The sequence below is a fragment of the Flavobacterium ammoniigenes genome (assembly GCF_020886055.1).
GTDB classification, from domain to species: domain Bacteria; phylum Bacteroidota; class Bacteroidia; order Flavobacteriales; family Flavobacteriaceae; genus Flavobacterium; species Flavobacterium ammoniigenes.
Window position 1 is genome coordinate 519218 of record NZ_AP025184.1, and the last position, 24821, is coordinate 544038.

Genomic DNA, 24821 nt, shown 5'->3' on the forward strand with positions numbered 1-24821 from the left:
TCAAAAAGTGTTTTTATAAATTAGCAACGCTATCCAACTCTCTTTTTAAAGGTTCAATTTGTTGTAAGAATCGTTGTTTCGAGCTTCCTGTCATTGATTCTCCTGTTGGAAGTTTTAAACGGAGCGCATCCACCTGAACCCCATTTTTCCAAAAACGATAGCATACATGTGGCCCTGTAGCTAATCCTGTACTTCCTACTCTGCCAATAATTTGACCTTGGTTGACATGTTGTCCTCGTCGCACCAAAATTTTAGACATATGTAAGTACTGAGTAGAATAGGTTCCGTTGTGTTTTACTTTTACAAAATTTCCGTTGCCGGCTGTAAATCCGGTTTGTTCTACTATTCCTGCAGCAGTAGTAGTGATAGGAGTCCCATAAGGCGCTGCATAATCTGTTCCTTTGTGCGCTTTCCAGATTCCTTGTACAGGATGCAGTCTATTCGAACTGTATCGCGAAGTGATTCGGCTAAATTTAATAGGTGTTTTTAAAAAGAAGTTCTTTAATGTTTTTCCTTCATCGTCATAATATTCTATTTTCCCAGATGAAGAAGTCGCATACGGGAAAGCATATACAATCTTGCCTTTGTATTCAAAAAATGCAGCCTCCAAACTATCTACACCATCATAAATAGAATCGTTGATGTATCTTTCGGTAAAAGTCAAAGCAAAACGATCGCCTTTTTTCAATTTAAAAAAGTCAATGGACCAAGCATATATCTTGGTGATTTTGCTTGCCAGTGATCCTTCTACCTTAGCACTTTCTAATGTTTCCGAAAGAGAACTCTTTAACACGCCACCGATGGTTCTTCGTTTAATTTTGATCGGTTTGGTTTTTTTATACGCCACTACTGCGGTATCTCTAAGATCAACTACATAATAATTTACCGCGTCTGGTTGGTAAATAAAAACTTGTAGTTTGTTTTTTTTATGTTTGGATCGAAGTAACACATATGGTTTGTTGAAACGAATTGTACGAACATCAAAAGTGTCTTTGACTTTTTCTATAATATCATACACTTCCTTTTCTCCAATATTCTGTTTTTGGATGATGCTGCCAAAAGTATCTCCGCTTTTTATAGTGTCATGCACTACATTAAAATCAGAATACACAAAGCCAAACTCACTTTTTTTAGGAGTCGATTTCATTTCTAGTTCGTCAATACTTTCTTGATTTTTAGAACAAGAAAGAAAAGCGAGCAAGACAACTACGATTATGAAAAAGGGCAACGTTCTTTTTAACATCCGTTAATTCAATTATTTATTTTCACCCCAATTGGCTAGTTCCTCAGCGCTCCAAAGTTCTGGAAAAAATATACGCCTTTGGTATTTCGGATGCATGTATTTTTTCCAATTGCTACCTCCAGTGGCTTCTCCATCTCCAATTCCGCTTTGATCAATGTACTTAATGGCAACATTCAAATGTTGCATTACCCAAGTGATGTTTATGGTATAATCCAAATGACGCATAGCATCAATTAATTCTTGATTCTTTTGGTCTTCAGCAGGAAGTTGTTTGAACTTTTGCCAAATATTGATGGAATTGTATTCTTCCATGTGAGTCAAGAAGACTTTCTTATATTTTCTTTCAAATTCTTCTAAAAGGAAGGATTTTTTTCCAGTAGTATAATCTTTTCCAGCGGCTTGCCAATACAAATGTTCAAAAGCAAATTCGTAGGAAGTAGTTCTATCTATAGAAGATCTAAAACGGTAATCGATAAGGTTGATTAAATCTGTTGTACAGAATTCTATCAAACGGTATTGTGCGCTTTGAAAACCACTTGCAGGAGTTAGCGTATTTCTAAATTTCATGTATTGATCCACTTCCATTCCGTTTTCCATGATTTCAAAGGAAGTGGTTAGCATTTCAAAATAACGACTAATTCGTTGCAATCGTTCTGTAAAAAAAAGAGTCGTTATTTTTTCAGCATGCGAAACTTGTTGCATTTCCCACAAAATCATTTTGAAAATCAATTCGTTCACTTGATGGTACATGATGAATACCATTTCGTCAGGAAGTGTGGTTCGTTGCGTTTGCAAACTCAACAAACTATCCGTTTGAATATAATCCCAATACGTTATAGGCTTTGACCAAAGTAATCCTTCTAATTGAGTATCGGTTTTTTGGTGAATTGCCTCAAACTTGGAATCAATTTGATTTAATATAGTGTCTCTTGTCGTATTCGTCATTATAACTTTACTTTGAATGTGTGTTGTAATCCTTTGTAAGCCTCTAAATCTGCTTTTATCGAGCCGACGGCAAGACTAGCTTGAATGCGAATTGGTATTTTATTTTCGTCATCTGAAATCCAAACAGTTACACTTTCTTGTTCTTTAAAAACCCTTCCCGATTGTACCAATGGTCTAAAAATCATAGTCGCAATAGTACCAAATTTAGTTTTAATAATTTCCCGACCTATAAACTTTAATTTAAACTTGGTCGTTTCATCATCAAAAAATAAATCAATAGCTACGGATTCTCCCGGTTTAATTTTATCAATGTTAGAAAAATTTCGTAAATAATAAAAGGCAGATAAAATATCTTGCGTGTTTTTTGGAATAGAAAAGGTCTTTTCGGTATTGTGTTTATAATCTTTGACCAAAATTTTGTTGGTCGACCACATAAAAAATCCTTCTTGGTTTTTTGTGTATCCTCCTTCGTTAATTTTTCTGAGAAATTGATTGGGAACAAAAGTATCTTTATCGATATAACTTTCGTATCGATCGTCTACTTTAAAAAATAATCGAGACAAGCCAGTAGTATACCCTTTGCCAATTAAATGAAAAAGCTTTTCTGAGTTAATAGTAGCTTCTTTTACTTCTAATGTGGCGTAACCAGCATTGACAAAACCGTAGTGGATTCTAAATTTAAACCATTCACCCACTCCAAAAGCAGTTTGTTGTTGAGCAAATACCGAAAGGGAAAATAACAGAATGACGAATAGATGAATTTTTTTCATTGTGCTTTTTAAAGGCTATTTCAAAACAATATCCTTAATTAAGCCCAAAGGTATTAAAACAAAAAAACCCAGTCAAATAATGACTGGGTTTTTGTGCTATTAACTAACCAAAAAAACTATAAATTATGAAATTTATATCAAAATTTGAAAGGAAACCACCCCTTTCATTTTTGTACTACAAATTTAAAGCATGTTTGATGAATTATTATTGTAAAAATTCACTTTAACAAAAGATTTGTCATTTATAAATTCGAAACCACTTATTTTTTTATTATGTAAAAAAATAAGTGGTTTTTTTAATGATTATTCTAATAAATAACTTTGTTTTTCTGGTGATAATTCTAAAAAATAAGTTAAAAACACCCTTTTTTTAACAAAAAAACAATTCCAAAAAGCGTCTTTTTATATTTAAAACCAAAATCCTACACCAAACCAAGTATAGCCTTTAGTAAGTTCTGGCGACCATGAATATTTTACTTCGATTGGGCCAATTCTGGTTTCCAAACCATAACCCAAAGCATAACCTGAATAGTTGGGTAATGAAATCCAATCTTTAGATTTGAACAGATTTTGCTCCAAGTTTGCAAAATTAGCAGAGAAATTCAGGTGGTTTTTATTTAAAAAAACAAAATCAATTGTCCCTGAAGCTTTGATAAAACTATTAGCTGCAATGCTCAAAAAATCATAGCCGAAAAACGGCTTAAAATTGTTGAGACTATTGTAACCATAGCCTCCAAGAACAAAATTAAAAAATGGGATGCCATCATTACCTATTGGCAATCCCACATCTCCCTGAAACTTAAAAGTAATTGCTTTCGACAACGAAAAAGCTTTAGAAAACTCGGCCTTTACTATTGAAAAAGGCTTGAAATCATTGTGATAATCAGAAGCAAATAAATACGATTGAAAATCAGAAGTGAAAGACCATCCTTTTTTTGGAAAGTATTTATTATCAAAAGAATCGTATTTAACATACCCAAAACCACTCCAATAACTGCTTTTATCTATAATCGGATTGGCAATTGTTTTTGACGAAATGTGCAAATATTTTAATTCCACTCCCGCACCAAATAAAAACCGTTGTGCAATCCCTTTTTGCACATAAGTTCGTGTAGAAAGATCTAAATAATCTACATTAATTTGATTGACTCCTGTGTCTAAAATCGATTTGGTAATTTCTTGTGTGATGTTTCTATTGAACTGACTCAATTGGGATTTAAATCCATAACTAAAATTAAATCCGTTGTCTACATAATAATCCAAATTGTATCTGAAATTGTCTCCCAAAATGATATCTAGCGAAGCCAAATCATTTTTAAACAAGGTGTTTTTATGGGTAATATTGACTAAAATCGCACTTTTAAATAATTCGTCATAATGCAATCCTAGTTTTAAATAGGTGTAAATAGGATTTTCTGATAACTGAAGTTCTAGAGCTTCTCCTCGTTCGTTATTTTTAAAGGAATAACTTATGGAATGAAAATTTTCAGTAGCAAGCAAGGTGTTAATTCCTGATTCCAAATGGCCATAGGTGATGGGAGTATTTGGTTTAAACCCTAATTTACCAAACACATAATCAGTAGTAAATTTACTCAATTTAGTGGTGTTGATTTGTGCCAATTTTAAGCTGTCCTTCAATACAGACAATTTGGGTTTCTTAAAATAGTTGTTGTCATCCGTAAGGATTTTAATTTTTTCATATGCTGCAAAAGCAGCTTCTTCTCCTCTTTGAATTATTTCTCTGCCTCTGTCAAAGGATAATACTCCAAAATTTTTAATATCGGGGGTAATATAAATATCGGTGCCTTTGATTTTATTTTTCATTTGTTCAATGGAATGCAAATTGGTAATTTGAACCAATATTTTTGTGGCATTTTTAAGTTGAGCTTTGTCCCACAACCCATCTTGTACATCGACTCCAATAATCAAATCGGCTCCTAAATTTTTCACTTCATCAACGGGAAAATTATTGGCTACTCCACCGTCAATAAGCAATTGTCCGTCAATTTCAATTGGGGTAAATAAAGTAGGAAAGGCAGCACTTGCCAGCATAGCCTGTGCCAAATTTCCTTTGTTTAGCACTACCTGTTGACCAGTCTCAATATTAGTTCCAATACATAAAAATGGGGTAGGCAATTGGTTAAAATCATTCACCTGGCGCACATGTCGTGTCAGTCGGCTCAACAAATTAAAATTATACAAGCCCTTGGAAAGTGCTTGAGGTATTCCCACTTTGAAATTACTAAATGGAAGTGTTATTGCATAGGTTTCGTCATTTCGTTTTTCGTAAAAACTTTTCGCGGATCGCGGTATATAATCATTAAGCAATTCGTCAAAATTAACTTTATGAAAAATAGAATCTATTTGAGTGGCGTTGTAACCCGAAGCATACAAACCGCCAACAACTGCTCCCATGCTCGTTCCGCCGATATAATCAATTTTAACTCCCGCTTCTTCAATTACTTTTAAAACTCCAATATGAGCAAATCCTTTGGCGCCTCCACCACTCAACACCAATCCTATTTTAGGACGTTTTTGCTCTTGAGCAAAACTATTTTGAAAACTGAACAAGAATACTCCCACAAGAAGCAAGCCCCAGATGGAAGTGAAAAGCGCCGCTGGTGTAAATGCTATTTTTTCTTGAGGAAAAAGAGCAACAGCAGGAGCTCCTTTTTTCTCTTTAGAAAAAAAGAATTGTGACAGCGGACTTGCAACGGAAAGCTGGGATAGGCTCATACAAATTAATTGGTAGTGTAAAAGTCGGTAATTTTTTTGGCTTTTGACAGCCCAACGACTTCGGATATTTCTTTTTCGGTGGCCAATTTTAATCTTTTAACACTTTTGAAGTGCTGAATTAAAGTAGTCATGGTTTTTTCGCCAATACCTGGTATGGATTCTATAGACGAATTCAGAGCTGCTTTGCTGCGTTTGTCACGGTGATGGGTGATCCCAAAACGGTGCGCTTCATTACGCAATTGTTGTATAACTTTTAATGTTTCTGATTTTTTGTCGAGGTAAAGCGGAATCGAATCGCCAGGATAGAAGAGCTCTTCCAAGCGTTTGGCAATACCAATAATCGTAATTTTTCCACGAAGACCTAGGTCGTCAATGCTTTTTAAAGCCGAAGACAATTGCCCCTTTCCACCGTCAATAATTATTAACTGCGGCAAAGGTTGGTTTTCGTCCAAAAGGCGTTTATAGCGTCGGTACACCACTTCTTCCATGGATGCAAAATCATTCGGACCTTCTACTGTTTTGATGTTAAAATGGCGGTAGTCTTTTTTACTCGGTTTACCGTCTTTGAATACCACACAAGCCGAAACTGGATTGGTTCCTTGAATATTGGAATTATCAAAACATTCAATGTGACGAGGCTCCACAGGCAAGCGCAAGTCTTTTTGCATTTGTGCCATAATTCGGTTAACATGGCGGTCTGGGTCTACAATTTGCAATTGTTTCAACTGTTCTATTCGATAGTATTTAGCATTGCGAAGAGATAAATCTAAAATTTGTTTTTTGTCGCCCAATTGCGGCACTGTGATTTTGATGTTTTCTCCCAAATCTATTTCAAAAGGAACAATAATTTCTTTAGACAACAACTGGAAGCGCTCCCGAAGTTCAATGATGGCTAATTCCAACAGTTCTTCGTCGGTTTCTTCCAATTTCTTTTTGATTTCCATAGTATGGGAACGAATAATCGATCCGTGAGAAATTTGCAAAAAGTTGACATAGGCCGCACTTTCATCTGAAACAATCGAAAAGACATCAATGTTGGTGATTTTTGGATTGATAATCGTGGAACGCGACTGGTAATTTTCTAGAATTTCAATTTTCTCTTTGATTTTTTGAGCCTCTTCAAAACGCATTTCTTGGGCTAATTCGTTCATCAAGCGCTTGAAATCTTTCATACTTTCTTTGAAATTTCCTTTCAAAATTTCGCGAATAGCATTCACTTGTTTTTGATATTCTTCAACCGATTCATAGCCTTCACAAGGACCTTTGCAATTGCCAATACGGTATTCCAAACATACTTTGAATTTACCACTTTGAATATTAGTAGCACTCAAATCATAGTTACAGGTGCGCAATGGATACAACTCTTTGATCAAGTCCAAAATAGTAGACACCGTTTTGAAACTGGTGTAAGGCCCAAAATATTCCGAACCGTCTTTGACCATTCTACGTGTTGAAAATATGCGCGAAAAAGGTTCTTTCTTAATACACAACCAAGGGTAGCTTTTGTCGTCTCGCAATAAGACATTGTAACGCGGTTGCAGGGTTTTGATCAGATTGTTTTCCAACAAAAGCGCATCGGTTTCCGTTGGCACTACAATGTGTTTGATGGTTACAATTTTTTTAACCAGAACATTCGTTTTAGCCGTATCGTGAATTTTATTGAAATAAGACGAAACCCTTTTTTTTAGGTTTTTGGCTTTGCCCACATACAAAATTTTCCCGTCCTTATCGTAGTATTGATAAACACCAGGGTTGTCCGGTAAAGTTTGAATTTGCAATGCAATGCTGGGTGGCGTCATTATGTGTTGGCTCGAAATGTTTTCAAATTTACAAATAACATCTTTGCAAATCAAAATCAGTGGTTTTCTTTTTCGGCGCAAAAATTAATAGTACTTTTAACTACTATTTTTACTTAAAATGACAAAAACTGAATTACGCATTCTTTACAAAAAGTTACGAAAACAACTTTCCAATGCTGATATTGAGGAAAAAAGTTTGGCTATTGCCAATGGCGTTTTGGCTTTAGACCTTTGGGACAAAACTTACTTTCATATTTTCTTACCTATTGAGGAGCAAAAAGAAGTCAACACCGAATTCCTACTACACTTGCTCTCTGGAAAAGACAAAGAAATTGTGGTGTCCAAATCTGATTTTTCAACACGGAAAATGACCCATTTTTTATTGACAGACAATACCAAAATCAAAAAAAACGAATACAATATTCCAGAACCAATAGACGGAATTGAAGTGCCTTCGCCCAAAATTCAAGTCGTGTTTGTGCCACTTTTGGCCTTTGATTTAAATGGAAATCGGGTAGGTTACGGCAAAGGATTTTACGATCAATTTTTGGCAGAATGCCATCCAGATACCATTAAAATTGGACTTTCGTTTTTTGAAGCTGAAAAATCAATTGCAGACGTTTTTGAAAACGATGTTCGTTTGGATTATTGCATTACCCCAGAAAAGTGTTACCCCTTTTAATTTCTGCTGAAAAAATTGGCTTTTTTTTACTTTCTTTACACCTTCAATAATTTGGCGTTTTTATGAGAATTAACAAGAAGAAAATAGGAATTACACTGGGAATTCTTTTCGTTTTATTTGTGGCTGCATTAAGCACTTTTTATTATTTCAGAGATGAAATTTTAAAAGTAACTTTAGAAAAAGTAGCGGTAAAAATGGAACGGGATTTCGATAGTAAATTCACCATAAAAACAGCTTCTTTTGACGGAATTTCTGCAGTTCGATTTACGGATGTGGTTTTGGCTCCCAAACATGCCGATACTTTATTCCGAATTCAAAAAATGAAAACTAGCATTAGCTTTTGGCATTTACTCATTGGCGATCTACAATTGGGTACCTTAGAAATACAAAATGGATTGGTACAATTAACCAAAAAAGGGAAGGTGCGCAACTTTGATGCTTTTTTGAAGAAAAATAAAAATCAAGAAGTTAGTTCGGATAAAAGAGATTACGCGGCCTTAGCCAAACGCATTATTTTTCGCTTGTTGAATTTGGTTCCATCAGACATGGATATCAAAAATTTAGTTTTCAAATTAGACGATAATGGAAAGAAAGCGACCATTGATGTCAAGAAATTAGCCTTAGATGGCGGTGATTTAGAAAGTATCATTCACGTCAAAACCAATACTTTTGCGCAACGCTGGCGAATTGCTGGCGAAGCTGATCCTAGAGACCGTACTGCCGATATTCAGTTTTTCAATATGGATGGCGGACCAATAAAAGTACCCTATTTTGACGAACGATTTAATTTGATTTCTAGTTTTGATTCCATTCACCTAAACGTTGAAAACATTGAAAGTGATGGCGATGAATTCCATATTGACGGCTATACTTCTATTGCCAATTTAAAAGTCAATCATCCTAAAATTGCAAGTAAAGATGTCATCATTCGCAATGCGCGTTTTGACTACCGTTTGTTACTTGGCGAAGATTTTATTTCGGTAGATAGTTCTTCTTCGATCCAATTGAACAAAATAAAAATTCAACCTTATTTGGCCTACGAAACGGAAGAGGATACCGTTTATAAAATGAATATTCGCATTCCAAAAATGCAAGCGCAAGACTTTATTAGTTCGCTTCCTGATGGATTGTTCACCAATGTACAAGGGATGCTGGCTAGTGGAAGTTTCGATTACAAACTGGACTTTATGTTCAACAAAAACAAGCCCGAAACAATCATTTTTGACAGTAAATTAAACAAAGAAAATTTACGTATTTACCGTTTTGGCCAAGCCAATTTGGGCAAAATGAACGGCGATTTTGAATACCGTGCCATAATTAATAATGTGAGGCAACGACCTGTTTTTGTAGGTAGTTCTAATCCCGATTATACGCCACTCAATCAAATTTCGCCTTATTTAAAAAAATGTGTATTGACTACCGAAGACCCTTCCTTCTTCAGACATCGCGGCTTTATAACAGAGGCGTTCAAGCAATCGATTATCAAAAACATCAAAACGCGAAAATTCTCTCGTGGGGGTAGTACCATCAGCATGCAATTGATTAAAAATGTATTCTTAACCCGCGAGAAAACTTTATCTCGAAAATTAGAAGAAATTTTATTGGTTTATATATTAGAAAACAACCGAATTGTAAGCAAAGAACGCATGTTGGAAGTGTATTTCAATATTATTGAATGGGGACCAAACGTCTACGGAATTGGCGAAGCAAGCCGATTTTATTTCCAAAAAAATCCTGCCGATTTGACTTTTAATGAATGTTTGTACTTGGCCACTATTATACCGAGTCCGAAGAAATTCATGTATCAATTTGACGACCAAGGAAACCTAAAAGGCTTTGCCTTAAAAAACCAACGCTATTTGAGTAATCTGATGTTGCGTCGTGGTATAGTAACTAGCAGTGATAGTATTAATCCTTATGGCGTATCGCTTTCAGGAAATGCGCGTTCGTTCTTAACAATTCGTAAAGCGCAAGATACTACTGGTGTTGCAGTAGATTCTATTCCGCCAAAAGAAGACTTTGATTTTGAATTTCTAAAAACGGATGAAGACTAAGTAAATAGACGATTTAGGATTTACTAAGTTTAAAATAAATTAATTAAAGCTCCCAACTTTTATAAGGCTGGGAGCTTTTTAATTTAGGGTGCTGGATCAGGAATAATAGCTTGAACAGCATCAATGGCTTTCAGGACTTCCTCAGAAAGGGTAACCTGTATAGTGTCTATATTTTCTTTCAACTGTTCCATTGTGGTGGCGCCGATAATCGTACTCGTTAGAAAAGGCTGTTGCTCAATAAAAGCCAAAGCCAATTGGGTTAACGTCAAACCGTGTTGCTGAGCAATTTCGTTATACAAACGAGTGGCTTCTGCCGATTGTGGACTGCTATAACGAGCCATTTGAGGAAATAGGGCCAATCGAGAAGTTGGATGTTGTTTCCCATTCAAGAATTTTCCAGACAAAAGTCCGAAAGCCATCGGCGAATAGGCCAACAAACCGATATTTTCACGCAAACAGACCTCAGCATTTCCTACTTCAAATGAGCGATTCAATAACGAATAGGGATTTTGTACCGTTTTAATTTTAGGCAAATTATGGTATTTATGTTCCTCGATGAATCGCATCAACCCCCAAGGCGTTTCGTTTGATAATCCAATGTGTTTGATTTTACCTTGTTGGACAAAACCCTCCAAGGTAGTCAACACCTCGTGAATATTATCTTCCCAAGCATCGTCTTGTTTTTTATACCCGCGTTGCCCAAAAAAATTGGCTTTGCGTTCTGGCCAATGCAATTGGTAAATATCTACATAATCGGTTTGTAACCGTTGTAAACTTTGGTCTAAGGCATATTGAATACTGGCTGGTGAGAAATCCACTTTGTCACGCATATAGGCAAAAGCTGGATTCGGCCCCGCAATTTTAGTAGCCAAAACTACTTGATCGCGATTTCCTGTTTTATTAAACCAAGTCCCAATAATTCGTTCGGTACTTCCATAGGTTTCTTGACGTCCTGGTACCGAATACATCTCGGCCGTGTCAAAAAAATTGACTCCGTTTGCTAAGGCATAATCCATTTGGGCATGACCCTCTGCTTCGGTGTTTTGTTCACCAAAAGTCATGGTGCCTAAACAAATTTTACTGACTTTAATATCGGTATTGGGTAGAGTAGTGTATTTCATTTACTGGATAATTATTAAAAAACAAATATACAAAGGAAAGAGAATTACTATCCTAAAATTCAATTTCAATTTGAGTAATAATAAAGAAGCCCAACTTTGTGTTGGGCTTCTTTATCTTATTAATTAGGTGAATGAAAACTAGTTAATTTCATTCAACATTTCTGCGATGGCATCTAATCTTGGTGTTAAAATAATTTCAATACGACGATTTTTAGCTTTACCATCTGCCGTTTCATTACTAGCCAAAGGAGAAAATTCTCCTCTACCCGCAGCGGTCAGGTTTTGTTTATTAATTTTTTTGTTTTCGCTTAAAATCCCAACAATTGAAGTAGCTCTTTTAGTAGATAAATCCCAGTTGTCTGTAATTGGCCCTGAAGCTGTAAAAGCATCATCATCAGTATGTCCTTCAATCAAAACAGCGATTTCTGGATTATCTCCCAATACTTTACCAAGTTCTACAACGGCTTTTTTACCTTCGGTACTTACCGCCCAACTTCCAGAACTGAATAACAATTTGTTTTCCATAGAAACGTATACTTTTCCGTTTTTTTGTTCTACAGTCAAACCTTTACCTTCAAAACTATTTAAAGCTTTAGACAATGTCTCTTTAAGTTTTTTCATGCTCGCTTCTTTCGCTGCAATCATGTCTTCTAACTCTTTCAAACGTTGACTACTTTTTGTTAACTGCTCTTGCTCTAAAGCTAAGGCTTTGGCTTTTTCGTCCAATTCATCAAGCAATTCACGATTCTTTTTCATATTTTTTTCCAAAGACTCATTGCTGTTTTTTTCTAACGCCGCATACGAATCTTGAAGTGCATTGTATTTATCCAAATTCGTTTCGTGTTCCGCTTTCAATTTGGTGTAATCTGCTTTTAGTTTGTCTAAATCCGTTTTCAGAGCCGCACCATCTAATTCCAATTGGTTTTTGGCTTTGGCTAAAGCCGCATTTTCGTCAGCCAACGTTCTGTTTTCTTTTTTTAAGTCCGTGTATTTGCTTTCTAAATCGGTATAGATTTTTTTAGACACACAAGAGGTGCTTAAAGCCAATACTAACAATCCAAGGGAAACTTTTTTTATCATGATGAAAGGGTTTGATTTTTATTTGTAACTACAACTTTATTTGTTCTTTTTTATTGTACAAGCAGGTGCTTTTCGCAACTGAACAAAGCTACTCAATTTCTACCAAAATTGGACAATGGTCCGAATGTTTGGCTTCGGGCAAAATCAAAGCGCGTTTGATTCGGTTTTTCAAAGGTTCACTTACTAAACAATAATCGATTCGCCAACCTTTATTATTTAATCTCGCCGATGGAAAACGCATCGTCCACCAAGTATAATTGTCCGGTTCTTTGTTCAAAAAACGGAAGCTATCAATGAAACCGCTTTTTAAGAAATTGTCTAACCAAGTTCGCTCGGCTGGCAGGAATCCAGATACATTTTTATTGCGAACGGGGTCGTGAATGTCTATGGCTTCGTGGCAAATATTATAATCTCCACAGATTACCAAATTAGGTACTTCTTTTTTCAAATTGTCAATATACTTTTGAAAATCATCCATATACATGAACTTGTGATCCAAACGCTCCGCATTAGTTCCAGAAGGGAGGTACAAACTCATCACCGAAACATCATCAAAATCCACGCGGATGTTACGTCCTTCAAAATCCATGTGTTCAATTCCGGTACCAAAAACGATATTGTTTGGTTTGGTTTTGGATAAAATAGCTACGCCACTGTACCCTTTTTTTGTTGCTGGAAACCAATAATGGTAAGGATATCCTGCTAGTTCAATATCTAAAGTGGGCACCTGATCTGCTTGAGCTTTAATCTCTTGGAAACAGATAACGTCTGGATTAGCTTGTTGCAACCATTCGAGCAATCCTTTAGAAATGGCAGCACGAATTCCATTGACATTGTAGGAAATAATTTTCATTGAAAATTGGTATTTTAGGGATGCTGAATTAGGCATTTTACTGTCTTCAAATGTAATAAAAAAGTAGAAGTTTGCCATTGAAAATTCAGAAAATGGAGTTTTTTGTTATCTTTGTTGCTTGCCTCAAATATAAAAATGATATGGGTTTAGTAACTGCTAAAGAAGTTGCGAAAGCAATAAATACGGATAAATACGGATTCTTAGGCACTTTTTCGGGCTGGTTGCTGATGAAAGTACTTAAAATTTCGGAACTAAATAACGTATATGACCGAAACAAACATTTAAGCGAAGTGGCTTTTTTGAATGGGGTTCTTGACGACTTACAAATTAAATTTGAAATACCTGAAGCAGATCTAAAAAGACTGCCAAAAGAAGGCCCTTATATTACAATTTCTAATCATCCACTAGGTGGTATTGACGGGGTGTTGTTGTTGAAATTAATGCTGGAAAGAGAACCTAATTTCAAAATCATTGCCAACTTCCTTTTGCACCGTATCGAACCTTTAAAAAAGTACATCATGCCGGTGAATCCTTTTGAAAATCATAAGGATGCCAAATCGAGCGTAGTGGGAATCAAAGAAACATTACGTCATTTAAGTGATGGAAAACCATTGGGGATGTTTCCTGCAGGTGAAGTTTCGACCTATAAAGACGGAAAATTAATGGTCGACAAACCATGGGAAGAAGGCGCTATCAAAGTCATTCGCAAAGCGCAAGTTCCTGTAGTTCCTATCTATTTTCATGCAAAAAATAGCCGATTATTTTATTTACTATCTAAAATCAGCGGGACTTTTCGAACTGCAAAATTACCATCGGAAGTATTCAGCCAAAAAAAGCGTGTGATTAAAGTGCGTATTGGCAAACCTATCTCAGTAGCAGAACAAAACGAATACGAATCATTAGAAGACTATTCTGAATTCTTACGAAAGAAAACCTATATGTTGGCCAATCCGTTTGAAAAAGAAAGCAAACTACTGCCGACGCCTACTTTAAAATTACCTAAAAGTCCAAAAGAAATTGTCACTCCGGCTAATCAAGATAAAATTGTTGCTGAAGTAGATGCGCTTCGTGATTCAGACTGTCGTTTATTACAAAGTAAAAATTACGAGGTCTTTTTTACTAAAGCCTCTAGAATTCCAAATGTTTTACATGAATTGGGTCGCCTTCGAGAAATTACCTTTAGAGAAGTAGGGGAAGGAACTAATGAATCTATTGATTTGGATAAATTTGATCAATATTACCATCATATGTTTTTGTGGGATGATGATGCTAAAAAAGTGGCAGGAGCCTATCGAATGGGATTAGGTTCTGAAATATATCCTAAATACGGCATGAATGGTTTTTATCTGAATGACTTGTTTCGTTTTGAACCTGAATTGCATGATATGATGAGTAAGTCCATTGAAATGGGGCGTGCTTTTATCATCAAAGAATACCAACAAAAACCAATGCCATTATTCCTACTTTGGAAAGGAATTATTCATACTACTTTACGTTATCCGGAACATAAATTCTTACTTGGTGGCGTAAGTATTAGTAATCAATTCTCCGATTTTTCGAAATCGTTGATGATTGAGTTTATGAAATCAAACTATTACGATCCGTATATTGCACAATACATTCACCCTAAAAAAGCGTTTAAAGTCAAATTAAAAGACGCCGATAAAGATTTTATTTTCAATGAAACGGAAGCCGATTTGAATAAGTTTGATAAAATCATTGACGAGTTGGAACCAGGTAGTTTACGTTTGCCTGTTTTGATTAAAAAATACATTAAGCAAAACGCACGCGTTGTTGCTTTTAACGTCGATCCCTTATTCAATAACGCAGTTGACGGATTAATGTACATTCGCGTAGAAGACATCCCAGACAGTACTATGAAACCGGTAATGGAAGAATTTCAGGCCGAGTTGGAACGAAAATTAAGTGAAAAAGAAGAGTAATTAAATCCCGATAGCAATCGGGATTTTTGTTATATTAAAACCAATGTTTTTGTCCCACTTGATAGGTGTTATAAAACTCTTCGTCAGATTTGGTTAAATAAATTATTCCTTCAATCAATCCAAACAAACCGGTCAATGTAGCACAACTGCAGATACTTAAGATTAGCCAAAGTATTCCTGTTCCAGTGTATCCCAAATAAAATTTATGGATTCCCAATGGGCCCAACAAAATGGCGAAAATACCGCAGGCTACTTTTTTATTATTTTGAAATTGTGGTGTCGGAGTATTCCACGCTTCTTGTTTAATAGTTTCAGTTTCCATATAAATAGTTTTTAATAGTAATAGAGTGTTTTTATTTTATCGACAATGACTTGCGCCAAACGCTCATGGCTTTCAATAGTCCAGCCTGCGATATGGGGAGTCAATATAACATTTTTGGCATTCAATAAATACTGAAAAGCCTCAGGAGTAGTTGCTTCTTGGAACAAAGTTTCAAAAGATAATTTTTCATATTCCAAAACGTCCAAACCAGCGCCTAACACTTTTCCTGATTGTAATGCTGCAACCAAATCAGCCGTAACAATATTTTTTCCGCGTGACGTATTGATGATCCAGATGGACTTTGCAAATCCATTAATAAATTTCGTATTGACCATTTTATCCGTTTCGGGAGTCCAAGGCAAGTGCAAACTCAAGACGTCTACTTTTTGTTGTAATTCAGCAAAACTGACTTGTTTGGCATTTTCATCACCTACATTTTCTTGAATATCATAACACAAGACCTCCACTTCAAAACCACCTAGTTTTTTGGCAAAAGCCTTACCCATATTTCCGTAGCCAATAATCCCGACTGTTTTACCGTCCAATTCCTGTCCGCGATTGCTTTCACGATTCCAATGTCCTGCCCGAATCTCCGCATCGGCTTGGTTTAAATTGTTAAACAACGATAAAATCATCCCTAGACTGTGTTCGGCAACCGCGTTTCGATTTCCTTCTGGAGCGGCAATCAAGGCGATATTTTTTGATTCAGCATATTCGCAATCAATACTTTCCAATCCCGCGCCAACTCGCGCAATGAACTGCAAATTAGTAGCTTTATCTAAAAACGTTTGGTCAATTTTGAATCGGCTACGAATAACAATCCCTTGATAATCTTGAATTTTAGCTTCGATTTCTTCTTTGGAAGAGGTAAAATCTTCGTGATTCACAAAACCTGCTTGTTCCAATTGGTCCCAAAGCAAAGGATGATTACTATCGATATGAAGAATGTGTACCGCCATAAAAGGATTGTATTTGCAAACCCAAATTAACAAAAAAAATAGGTGTAAAAGGTGTAAATTGCGAGCATTCTAATTTAAATGTAAAAAAATATGGCCGCCAGTCGATTGTTTCGAGATTTTTTTGAAAGCGAAAAAGCGGGCGGATTGTTATTACTTTTAGTAACGGTACTTTCTTTGGCTTTAGCCAATTCCCCTATTCAAGCAAGCTATGTCGGATTTTGGGAAACTGAAATTGGTCATCATTCCATTACCCATTGGATCAATGATGGATTAATGACTATTTTCTTCTTGTTGATTGGATTGGAATTAGAACGCGAATTGTATGGCGGCGAATTGTCAAATTTCAAAAATGCTGCTTTACCTATTTTTGGTGCTCTTGGTGGAATGCTAATTCCAGCCGGAGTATTTTTAGTATTCAATTGGGGTACCCAAACGCAGAACGGTGCTGGAATTCCTATGGCTACGGATATTGCTTTTGCTATTGGCATCTTATCGCTTTTAGGCAAAAGAGTGCCAACTTCATTGAAAATATTCTTAACGGCTTTGGCAGTTATTGATGACTTGGGTGCCATTCTAATTATTGCGATTTTTTATACAAAAACTATTACCTTTCTGTATTTAGGAGGTGCATTTGCAATTATGGGAATACTATTTATTCTAAATAGAAAAAAGGTTCATCACCTACTTCCGTATTTAATTGGCGGTAGTTTAATGTGGTATTGCATGCTCAATTCAGGCGTTCACGCTACTATTACTGGCGTACTTCTGGCCTTTGTCATTCCGTATGGCAATGGAGGAAAAACCACTTCATCATACCGATTACAACACTTTCTACACAAACCTGTTGCCTTTTTCATTCTGCCTTTATTTGCTATCGCGAATACTGGAATTGCCATAGATTCCAACTGGCAGGAGGGACTTGCTCATGCTAACCCAATCGGGATTATGGCAGGTTTGATTGTTGGAAAACCAATAGGGATTACTCTTTTTGCTTTTCTCTCTGTAAAATTAGGCATTGGATCACTTCCAAAAGAGTTGCAATGGAAACAGATTCTCGGCGCCGGAATGTTAGGCGGAATTGGGTTTACTATGTCGATTTTCATTACGCTCTTGGCTTTCAAAAACGATGGTGAAGCCGTAATTACTTATTCTAAAATGGCCATTTTAGTTGCTTCGTTTGTCTCAGGAACTTTAGGTTTTTTGTGGTTGAAAATGAGTTTGAAGAAATAAAAAAGGCCGCTAATTATAGCGACCTTTCATTAATTGAAAAGGAAATTATCCCTTAATCTGTTTTAAAGACGTTTTAATTCCTCTAATTAATGACGAACTAAATCCGTGCATTTCCATTTCATTCAAACCAGCAATCGTACACCCTTGAGGCGTTGTTACTCGGTCAATCAATTGTTCTGGATGTGTTTTTTCTTCCAATAGCATTTCGGCAGCACCTTTTACCGTTTGAGCTGAAATCGCCAACGCCGTTTGCCAGTCGAATCCAATTTCGATTCCTGCTTGCATCGAAGCGCGAATGTATCGCAAGGCAAATGCCGTTCCGCTAGCCGCTAATACAGTTGCCGCATCCATTAATTTTTCGTCAATAATGGGTGCCGTTCCTAAACCTTCAAACAAACGTACTACGTTTTGAGCTGCTTCTTTATTGCTTTCTTGAAAGGCAATACAAGTTGCCGAAGCGCCAAATTGTGCCGCAATATTCGGCATAATGCGGACCGCTTGGTGGTTTGCTCCTATTTTGTTTTGTAAATTTTCAATGGACAATCCACTCACAGCAGAAGCAATAGTTTTGTTGGTAATTGCAGGCAATATTTCGGCCAAAACAGTATCTACTTGATAGGGTTTGATGGTCAAAATAATAATGTCTGCGTCTTGAATGTTATGCTTGTTATCAGAAGAAATGGTAACCCCTAATTGTTCTAGATGTAAAATATTCGTGGTGTTTCTTCGAGTTACGGTGACTTGGTTGCCTTCTGTAAATTTAGCAATCCCAATGGCAATTGAAGCACCCAGGTTGCCTCCGCCAATAATGTGTACTTTCATGTTGTGTAGTTATAGTTGTGTAGTTGTTTGTAGAGTAAGAGTTAAAACCCTAAAATCATTTTGGCAATTGAAAAATAAATTAAAATTCCGCAAATATCATTGCTTGTAGTTATAAAGGGGCCTGTTGCCAAGGCGGGGTCAATCCCAAATTTATCTAATAATAACGGAATAAATGTACCAATTAAGGAAGCAATGATTATTACTGAAATAAGTGCTACCGTCACGATAACGCCAATTATAATTTCTACATTCAATAAATAATGAGACCCTACAAATAAAATAGTGGCCAATATTACTCCGTTCAATAAGCTCAGTGCTACTTCTTTAATCAAACGATTAAATACAGAGCCGCTCAAGGTATTGTTTGCCAAACCTTGAACTATAATAGCCGAAGATTGTACTCCAACATTTCCTGCCATTGCAGCAATAAGTGGGGTAAAGAAAAATAATTTTCCGTGCTCTATCATAGCACCTTCAAAAAGTCCTAATACTTTTACCGAAATGAAACCCCCTAATAAAGCCAATACCAACCATGGCAAACGGGCTTTGGTATGTTCTATAATACTGTCATCTGCCTCTACGTCTTGTGATATACCCGCTGCTAATTGGTAATCTTCATCGGCTTCCTCTTTAATTACGTCTACGATATCGTCAATGGTAATGCGACCAACTAAACGACCCAATTCATCGACTACTGGAATTGCTTCTAAATCGTATTTTTGCATGATACGCGCCACCTCAACGTCTTCGGTATCGATGTTAACATAATTTAATTTTCGGATATAGACATCATTAATGGGTGTTCTGGAAGAAGTAGTCAATAAATCTTTAAGAGACAAACGTCCTTTCAAACGGTCTTCATCATCGACTACATAAATAGAGTGCACCCTTGAAATATTTTCAGCTTGAATGCGCATTTCCTTAATACAGGTTAGCACATTCCAGTTTTCGTTTACTTTTACCAATTCTTTGTGCATGATTCCCCCAGCAGTATCTTCTGCATAACGAAGCAAATCCACAATGTCTTTGGCGTGTTCAACATCTTGTAATTCCGATATTACCTCCGCCTTAAGGTCTTGCGACAACTCGGCAATAATATCTGCAGCATCGTTCGTTTCTAATTCGTCAAGCTCTTCTGCAATTTCTTTTGGAGAAAGTCTTTTTAGAATATTTTCACGTAAATCGTCCTCTAATTCAAGCAGAATTTCGGCCGTTTTATCACTGTCTAAAACTTTAAAAATATAAGTTGCCTCATCAAAATCAAGTTCGTCTAAAACTTCGGCAATATCAGCATGGTGCATGTCATTCAACAAAACTTCCAATTGCTGGTCGTTTTTAGTTTGAATGAGTAGCTCTAATTCTTGAATTAATTCTTTGCTGATTTTAAATTCCATCGGCTTCGATTTTTTGAGTGAGTGCTATAAAGTCCTCAACACTAAGTTGTTCTGGACGAAGATCTAATACCTTGTCTTCTCTTAAATTATCCGACAAATTTAAGGTTTTTAAACTGTTACGCAAGGTTTTTCTACGTTGTTGAAAGGCGGTTTTTACTACCGTGAAGAATAATTTTTCGCCACAAGGCAAACTAAAGTCTTCTTTTCGTCGCAAACGCATCACCCCTGATTTTACTTTAGGCGGCGGATCAAAAACATGTTCGTCTACCGTAAACAAGTATTCGGCATGATAAAAAGCTTGCGCTAAAACCGATAAAATACCATAGGCTTTACTCCCTTTTTTCTCGCAAATACGCTGTGCTACTTCTTTTTGGAACATTCCCGAAAACTCCGGGATTTGATGACGGAATTCCAAGGTTCTAAATACAATTTGTGTCGAAATATTGTAAGGAAAATTTCCAATAATTGCATATTGCTTCCCTTCAAAAATTTCATTACAATCGTAACGGAGAAAGTCTTTTGAAATGATTTTATCTTTTAACTTGGGATAATTGGCGTCCAAATACGCCACCGACTCCGTGTCAATCTCAATCACATAGGTAGTGGTAGGTTTGTCCAATAAATATTTAGTCAAAACACCCATTCCAGGACCAATTTCTAACACATCATTGTAACCTTCTAAACTCAAGGTGTCGGCAATCGCTTTTGCAATGCTTTCGTCTTTTAGGAAATGTTGCCCGAGGTGTTTTTTTGCTTTTACTTTTTCCATTAGGTGTTTTGCCAAAAGGCGCTAAGACACTAAGTTCCTATTTAATTATGTTCAGAAATCAATTCCAATTCGGTTCTAAAAGCCAGCATTTTTTCGCCAAATAATTGGTAACTTTCTTGACGGAATTGTGGAGCATTTTCTTCGTAATATTTTTCCAAAGTCGCTTTACTATCCGTCGTAAATTGAATCGAATAGGTCGTTCCTCCCATTTCTTCTTCTATCAAAACCTTTACAATTTTAGCCGAAGAAAATTTTCCCGTAGACAAAATAGCTGGAATTCGGGTTTGCTGCATCCATTGTAACCATTGGTCTTGAACGCTTTCGTGTATATTTACTGTTACGTTGTAAAGTATCATATTGATTGGTGCGTTTGTTATTGATTTGTTTATACGGTCATTTTTTAACCGAATAAATTGAGTTTTGATTTGCTGTTTTTGGATTATATATTTCCAATTGATTTCATTACTACACAAATGGGATTGGTTACGTAAAGTAAAAATCTCTGGATGTGTGTAAAGTAATTAGTTAATAATATCAAACCCGCAATACGGACGCAATACCTCTGGAATTACGATCCCTTCTGGTGTTTGGTAATTTTCTATAATGCCCGCCAAAACTCTTGGCAAGGCCAATGAACTCCCGTTTAAGGTATGTGCCAATTGGTTTTTACCATCTTTATCTTTGAAACGCAATTTCAAACGATTTGCTTGAAATGTTTCAAAATTAGAGACAGAAGAAATCTCTAACCAGCGATCTTGTGCCGTAGAAAATACTTCAAAATCATAGGTCAATGCCGAAGTGAATCCCATATCGCCACCACACAAACGCAAAATTCGATACGGTAATTTGAGTTCTTGTAAAATGTTTTTTATATGTTCCACCATGCCGTCCAAAGCTTCATACGATTTATCTGGATGCTCCACGCGAACAATTTCTACTTTGTCAAACTGGTGCAAACGATTCAAACCACGCACGTGTGCTCCATACGAACCTGCCTCACGACGGAAACAAGGCGTGTAAGCCGTACACAAAACAGGCAATTCACTTTCGTTCAAAATCACATCGCGGAACAAATTGGTCACCGGCACCTCAGCTGTAGGAATCAAATACAAATCGTCAATAGTTGAGTGGTACATTTGTCCTTCTTTGTCTGGCAATTGTCCGGTTCCGTAACCTGATGCTTCGTTTACTAAGTGCGGCACTTGCATTTCTTTGTAACCCGCAGCCGTATTTTTGTCTAAAAAATAATTGATTAGTGCGCGTTGCAATCTTGCTCCTTTTCCTTTGTACACTGGGAAACCTGCGCCAGTAATTTTCACCCCCAACTCAAAGTCGATGATGTCGTATTTTTTTACTAATTCCCAATGCGGTTGCGCGCCTTCGTGCAAAACAGGAATCGTACCTTCTTCAAATACGGTAAGATTTTCTTCGGGTGTTTTCCCTTCCGGAACTATGTCGGCTGGTAAATTAGGTAATGTGTATAATTTTTGCGTCAATTCTTCGGCTAAAGCTTCCGCTTTTTCTCCCAAATCTTTGCTTTTTTCTTTTAAAGCAACGGTCTTTTCTTTTAAAATGGTGGCTTTTGCTTTTTCGCCGCTTTTCATCAATTCGCCAATGTCTTTGGACAATTTATTAGATTCGGATAAAGTGTTGTCTAATTCCACTTGTGTAGCACGACGTTGTTCGTCTAATTGAACGACCTCGTCTACAATTCCTTTGGCATCGATGTTTCTTTTTGCCAAAGCTTTGATTACTTTTTCCTGATTCTCTCTAATAAATGCAATTTGTAACATAGCTTGATTTTTATAACTCTCTGTAAATTTTTGCGCCTTGCGCACGCAAATTTAAGGAAATGTTTGCTAAGAACGAGACAAAGTTGGTAGTTTTCCAAAGCTTCGTTTGTGTCTTTCGCACTTTTGTAGGCTAGAAACCGTAGTTGTACCTATGATAAAAAAAGTTATTTTTGCAGTCATTCTGAATTGATTTCAGGAGTATTAAACTGTTATTATGTTAGAAAATCCAACCCGAGGCAACGCCGAACTGAGCGGAGCTAAAAGATATACCATTACGGCGGCCTTGCCTTACACGAACGGACCCATTCACATTGGCCATTTGGCGGGAGTTTATGTGCCTTCGGACATTTATTCTCGTTATTTACGACTGCAAGGAAGAGACGTGTTGTTTGTTTGCGGAAGCGACGAACACGGTGTTGCCATTTCGATGAAAGCCAAAAAAGAAGGTATTACGCCTCAAGAAGTAATCGACAAATACGATGGTATTATCCGCAAATCGTTTGTAGATTTTGGAATTTCTTTTGACAACTATTCAAGAACTTCGGCTCAAATTCACCACGAAACAGCTTCGGAATTTTTTAAAACCTTGTATGACAAAGGCGATTTTATTGAAGAAGTAACTGAGCAATTGTATGATGCTAAAGCAGATCAATTTTTGGCTGACCGATTTGTAACTGGAACTTGTCCCAAATGCAGCAACGAAGAAGCCTACGGCGATCAATGCGAAAAATGTGGCTCTACTTTAAATGCAACTGATTTAATCAACCCGAAATCGACCATTACGGGAGAAACTCCGGTTTTGAAATCGACCAAACACTGGTTTTTGCCTTTGGATCGTTACGAAGCCTTTTTGAAAGAATGGATTTTAGTTGGGCATAAAAACGACTGGAAACCCAACGTATATGGTCAAGTAAAATCGTGGATTGATGGCGGTTTAGAACCGCGTGCGGTGACTCGCGATTTGGATTGGGGAATTGACGTTCCGGTTGAAGGTGCAGAAGGAAAAAAATTATACGTTTGGTTTGATGCGCCTATTGGCTATATTTCTTCTTCGAAAGAATGGGCAGCTCGTGAAGGAAAAAATTGGGAACCCTATTGGAAAGACCAAGATACCAAATTAGTTCACTTCATTGGAAAAGATAATATTGTGTTTCATTGCATCATTTTCCCTGCGATGTTAAAGGCAGAAGGAAGTTATATTTTACCTGATAATGTGCCTGCGAATGAGTTCTTGAACTTGGAAGGCAACAAATTATCGACCTCCAAAAACTGGGCGGTTTGGTTGCATGAGTATTTGGAAGAATTTCCCAATCAGCAAGACGTTTTGCGCTACGCTTTGACATCGAATGCGCCAGAAACTAAAGACAATGACTTTACTTGGAAAGATTTTCAAGCTAGAAATAACAACGAACTCGTAGCGATTTTTGGTAATTTTATCAATCGTGTCGTGGTGTTGACGAATAAATATTATAACGGCATCGTGCCCCAACCGAATCAACTTTCGGAAGTAGACGAACAAACTTTAGCCGAATTAAAAGCCTATCCAGCGGTGATTTCGAGTTCTATTGAACGCTACCGTTTTAGAGAAGCCTTGGGCGAAATGATGAACGCGGCTCGTTTAGGGAATAAATATTTAGCCGACGAAGAGCCGTGGAAAGTGATTAAAGACAATCCAGAGCGCGTACAAACCCAGATGTATGTTGCCTTGCAAATTGCCGCAGCTTTAAGTACGCTTTGCGAACCCTTCTTGCCTTTTACAGCTAAAAAATTAAGTCGCATTTTAAAAATCGATCAGCCATTAAACTGGAATGCAATTGCAGAACATAGCGATTTACTAGTTGCGGGTCACCAAATTGGCGAAGCCGAATTGCTTTTTGCTAAAATAGAAGACGAAGAAATCCAAAAACAAATCAACAAATTGGAAGCAACAAAAACCGCCAACCTGGCGGAGAACAAAAAAGCCGAACCACAAAAAGAAGCCATTCAATTTGAGGATTTTGCCAAAATGGACTTGCGTGTAGGAACCATTTTAGAAGCGGAAAAAATGCCAAAAGCCAACAAACTTTTAATCTTAAAAGTAGATACTGGAATTGATGTTCGTACCATTGTTTCGGGAATAGCTGAAAGTTTTGCGCCTGAGGATATCATTGGAAAAAAAGTGACTGTTTTAGTGAATTTGGCACCAAGAAACCTTCGCGGCGTGGAAAGCCAAGGTATGATTTTAATGACTACTAATGCCGAAGGGAAGTTAGTATTTGTCAATCCAGATGCCGAAGGTGTTGGAAACGGAGAAACAATAAATTAAA

20 protein-coding genes are annotated in these 24821 nt (G+C 36.7%); 5 read left to right on the forward strand and 15 right to left on the reverse strand.

Translation table 11 applies throughout. The annotated features are described in order from the left end of the window. Positions 1-13: 13 nt before the first annotated feature. The 5 genes from LPC21_RS02280 to uvrC form a co-directional block, all read right to left on the reverse strand. Positions 14-1243 carry a M23 family metallopeptidase gene (locus LPC21_RS02280; RefSeq protein WP_229317890.1) on the reverse strand — a complete coding sequence of 410 codons (1230 nt, stop codon included), beginning with the start codon at positions 1241-1243 and terminating at the stop codon, positions 14-16. A 12-nt stretch (positions 1244-1255) separates the two neighbouring features. Then, entirely contained in the window at positions 1256-2188 is a 933-nt protein-coding gene (locus tag LPC21_RS02285; protein WP_229317891.1) for a tryptophan 2,3-dioxygenase family protein, read from the reverse strand. Continuing rightward, positions 2188-2958 carry a DUF3108 domain-containing protein gene (locus tag LPC21_RS02290; protein ID WP_229317892.1) on the reverse strand — a complete coding sequence of 257 codons (771 nt, stop codon included), beginning with the start codon at positions 2956-2958 and terminating at the stop codon, positions 2188-2190. The genes LPC21_RS02285 and LPC21_RS02290 overlap by 1 nt, the downstream gene beginning before the upstream one ends. Before the next feature lie 408 nt (positions 2959-3366). Next, positions 3367-5694, reverse strand: a complete 2328-nt coding sequence (locus LPC21_RS02295; protein ID WP_229317893.1) for a patatin-like phospholipase family protein — start codon at positions 5692-5694, stop codon at positions 3367-3369. Between the two features lie 5 nt (positions 5695-5699). Next, positions 5700-7493, reverse strand: coding sequence for an excinuclease ABC subunit UvrC (uvrC, locus tag LPC21_RS02300; protein ID WP_229317894.1), 1794 nt, complete (start codon positions 7491-7493; stop codon positions 5700-5702). A 118-nt stretch (positions 7494-7611) separates the two neighbouring features. Between uvrC and LPC21_RS02305 the strand changes: the two genes are divergently transcribed. Next, positions 7612-8175 (forward strand): 5-formyltetrahydrofolate cyclo-ligase, encoded by a 564-nt coding sequence (locus LPC21_RS02305; protein ID WP_229317895.1) that lies wholly within the window; start codon positions 7612-7614, stop codon positions 8173-8175. Positions 8176-8237: 62 nt separating this feature from the next. Next, entirely contained in the window at positions 8238-10229 is a 1992-nt protein-coding gene (locus LPC21_RS02310) for a transglycosylase domain-containing protein (protein WP_229317896.1), read from the forward strand. Positions 10230-10312: 83 nt separating this feature from the next. Here the strand turns inward: LPC21_RS02310 and LPC21_RS02315 are convergent, their stop codons facing one another. The 3 genes from LPC21_RS02315 to LPC21_RS02325 form a co-directional block, all read right to left on the reverse strand. Beyond that, positions 10313-11350, reverse strand: coding sequence for an NADP(H)-dependent aldo-keto reductase (locus LPC21_RS02315; RefSeq protein ID WP_229317897.1), 1038 nt, complete (start codon positions 11348-11350; stop codon positions 10313-10315). Positions 11351-11488: 138 nt separating this feature from the next. Next, a complete protein-coding gene (locus LPC21_RS02320) occupies positions 11489-12430 on the reverse strand; it encodes an OmpA/MotB family protein (RefSeq protein WP_229317898.1) in 942 nt (313 codons plus the stop codon). 88 nt (positions 12431-12518) lie between these two features. Continuing rightward, a complete protein-coding gene (locus LPC21_RS02325; RefSeq protein ID WP_229317899.1) occupies positions 12519-13283 on the reverse strand; it encodes an exodeoxyribonuclease III in 765 nt (254 codons plus the stop codon). Positions 13284-13423: 140 nt separating this feature from the next. Here LPC21_RS02325 and LPC21_RS02330 point away from each other — a divergent pair, with 140 nt between their 5' ends. Then, positions 13424-15226 (forward strand): GNAT family N-acyltransferase, encoded by a 1803-nt coding sequence (locus LPC21_RS02330; protein WP_229317900.1) that lies wholly within the window; start codon positions 13424-13426, stop codon positions 15224-15226. A gap of 34 nt (positions 15227-15260) precedes the next feature. Here the strand turns inward: LPC21_RS02330 and LPC21_RS02335 are convergent, their stop codons facing one another. Together LPC21_RS02335 and LPC21_RS02340 are read right to left on the reverse strand one after the other, a co-directional pair. After that, positions 15261-15548, reverse strand: coding sequence for a TM2 domain-containing protein (locus tag LPC21_RS02335; protein WP_229317901.1), 288 nt, complete (start codon positions 15546-15548; stop codon positions 15261-15263). Between the two features lie 11 nt (positions 15549-15559). Then, the gene (locus LPC21_RS02340; RefSeq protein WP_229317902.1) at positions 15560-16507 is read right to left on the reverse strand and encodes a 2-hydroxyacid dehydrogenase; all 948 of its coding nucleotides are present in this window, start codon (positions 16505-16507) and stop codon (positions 15560-15562) included. A 90-nt stretch (positions 16508-16597) separates the two neighbouring features. On the opposite strand from LPC21_RS02340, the gene nhaA reads away from it, so the two are divergent. Further along, positions 16598-17737, forward strand: a complete 1140-nt coding sequence (gene nhaA / locus LPC21_RS02345) for a Na+/H+ antiporter NhaA (protein WP_229317903.1) — start codon at positions 16598-16600, stop codon at positions 17735-17737. Positions 17738-17782: 45 nt separating this feature from the next. Here the strand turns inward: nhaA and proC are convergent, their stop codons facing one another. The 5 genes from proC to serS form a co-directional block, all read right to left on the reverse strand. Next, positions 17783-18559 carry a pyrroline-5-carboxylate reductase gene (gene proC / locus LPC21_RS02350; RefSeq protein ID WP_229317904.1) on the reverse strand — a complete coding sequence of 259 codons (777 nt, stop codon included), beginning with the start codon at positions 18557-18559 and terminating at the stop codon, positions 17783-17785. Between the two features lie 41 nt (positions 18560-18600). Continuing rightward, positions 18601-19953 (reverse strand): magnesium transporter, encoded by a 1353-nt coding sequence (mgtE, locus tag LPC21_RS02355; RefSeq protein WP_229317905.1) that lies wholly within the window; start codon positions 19951-19953, stop codon positions 18601-18603. After that, the gene (gene rsmA / locus LPC21_RS02360) at positions 19943-20722 is read right to left on the reverse strand and encodes a 16S rRNA (adenine(1518)-N(6)/adenine(1519)-N(6))-dimethyltransferase RsmA (RefSeq protein ID WP_229317906.1); all 780 of its coding nucleotides are present in this window, start codon (positions 20720-20722) and stop codon (positions 19943-19945) included. The genes mgtE and rsmA overlap by 11 nt, the downstream gene beginning before the upstream one ends. 41 nt (positions 20723-20763) lie before the next feature. Beyond that, positions 20764-21078: a DUF4286 family protein gene (locus LPC21_RS02365; RefSeq protein WP_229317907.1), complete on the reverse strand. Its 315-nt coding sequence runs from the start codon at positions 21076-21078 to the stop codon at positions 20764-20766. Positions 21079-21243: 165 nt separating this feature from the next. Continuing rightward, a complete protein-coding gene (gene serS / locus LPC21_RS02370) occupies positions 21244-22515 on the reverse strand; it encodes a serine--tRNA ligase (protein WP_229317908.1) in 1272 nt (423 codons plus the stop codon). Positions 22516-22729: 214 nt separating this feature from the next. On the opposite strand from serS, the gene metG reads away from it, so the two are divergent. Continuing rightward, the gene (metG, locus tag LPC21_RS02375) at positions 22730-24820 is read left to right on the forward strand and encodes a methionine--tRNA ligase (protein ID WP_229317909.1); all 2091 of its coding nucleotides are present in this window, start codon (positions 22730-22732) and stop codon (positions 24818-24820) included. Position 24821: the final 1 nt, after the last annotated feature.

What these genes read in the sequence shown, in the direction of transcription:
- LPC21_RS02280 (WP_229317890.1), bottom strand. Translation starts at nt 1,243, where the DNA reads ATGTTAAAAAGAACGTTGCCCTTTTTCATAATCGTAGTTGTCTTGCTC.
- LPC21_RS02285 (WP_229317891.1), bottom strand. Translation starts at nt 2,188, where the DNA reads ATGACGAATACGACAAGAGACACTATATTAAATCAAATTGATTCCAAG.
- LPC21_RS02290 (WP_229317892.1), bottom strand. Translation starts at nt 2,958, where the DNA reads ATGAAAAAAATTCATCTATTCGTCATTCTGTTATTTTCCCTTTCGGTA.
- LPC21_RS02295 (WP_229317893.1), bottom strand. Translation starts at nt 5,694, where the DNA reads ATGAGCCTATCCCAGCTTTCCGTTGCAAGTCCGCTGTCACAATTCTTT.
- uvrC (WP_229317894.1), bottom strand. Translation starts at nt 7,493, where the DNA reads ATGACGCCACCCAGCATTGCATTGCAAATTCAAACTTTACCGGACAAC.
- LPC21_RS02305 (WP_229317895.1), top strand. Translation starts at nt 7,612, where the DNA reads ATGACAAAAACTGAATTACGCATTCTTTACAAAAAGTTACGAAAACAA.
- LPC21_RS02310 (WP_229317896.1), top strand. Translation starts at nt 8,238, where the DNA reads ATGAGAATTAACAAGAAGAAAATAGGAATTACACTGGGAATTCTTTTC.
- LPC21_RS02315 (WP_229317897.1), bottom strand. Translation starts at nt 11,350, where the DNA reads ATGAAATACACTACTCTACCCAATACCGATATTAAAGTCAGTAAAATT.
- LPC21_RS02320 (WP_229317898.1), bottom strand. Translation starts at nt 12,430, where the DNA reads ATGATAAAAAAAGTTTCCCTTGGATTGTTAGTATTGGCTTTAAGCACC.
- LPC21_RS02325 (WP_229317899.1), bottom strand. Translation starts at nt 13,283, where the DNA reads ATGAAAATTATTTCCTACAATGTCAATGGAATTCGTGCTGCCATTTCT.
- LPC21_RS02330 (WP_229317900.1), top strand. Translation starts at nt 13,424, where the DNA reads ATGGGTTTAGTAACTGCTAAAGAAGTTGCGAAAGCAATAAATACGGAT.
- LPC21_RS02335 (WP_229317901.1), bottom strand. Translation starts at nt 15,548, where the DNA reads ATGGAAACTGAAACTATTAAACAAGAAGCGTGGAATACTCCGACACCA.
- LPC21_RS02340 (WP_229317902.1), bottom strand. Translation starts at nt 16,507, where the DNA reads ATGGCGGTACACATTCTTCATATCGATAGTAATCATCCTTTGCTTTGG.
- nhaA (WP_229317903.1), top strand. Translation starts at nt 16,598, where the DNA reads ATGGCCGCCAGTCGATTGTTTCGAGATTTTTTTGAAAGCGAAAAAGCG.
- proC (WP_229317904.1), bottom strand. Translation starts at nt 18,559, where the DNA reads ATGAAAGTACACATTATTGGCGGAGGCAACCTGGGTGCTTCAATTGCC.
- mgtE (WP_229317905.1), bottom strand. Translation starts at nt 19,953, where the DNA reads ATGGAATTTAAAATCAGCAAAGAATTAATTCAAGAATTAGAGCTACTC.
- rsmA (WP_229317906.1), bottom strand. Translation starts at nt 20,722, where the DNA reads ATGGAAAAAGTAAAAGCAAAAAAACACCTCGGGCAACATTTCCTAAAA.
- LPC21_RS02365 (WP_229317907.1), bottom strand. Translation starts at nt 21,078, where the DNA reads ATGATACTTTACAACGTAACAGTAAATATACACGAAAGCGTTCAAGAC.
- serS (WP_229317908.1), bottom strand. Translation starts at nt 22,515, where the DNA reads ATGTTACAAATTGCATTTATTAGAGAGAATCAGGAAAAAGTAATCAAA.
- metG (WP_229317909.1), top strand. Translation starts at nt 22,730, where the DNA reads ATGTTAGAAAATCCAACCCGAGGCAACGCCGAACTGAGCGGAGCTAAA.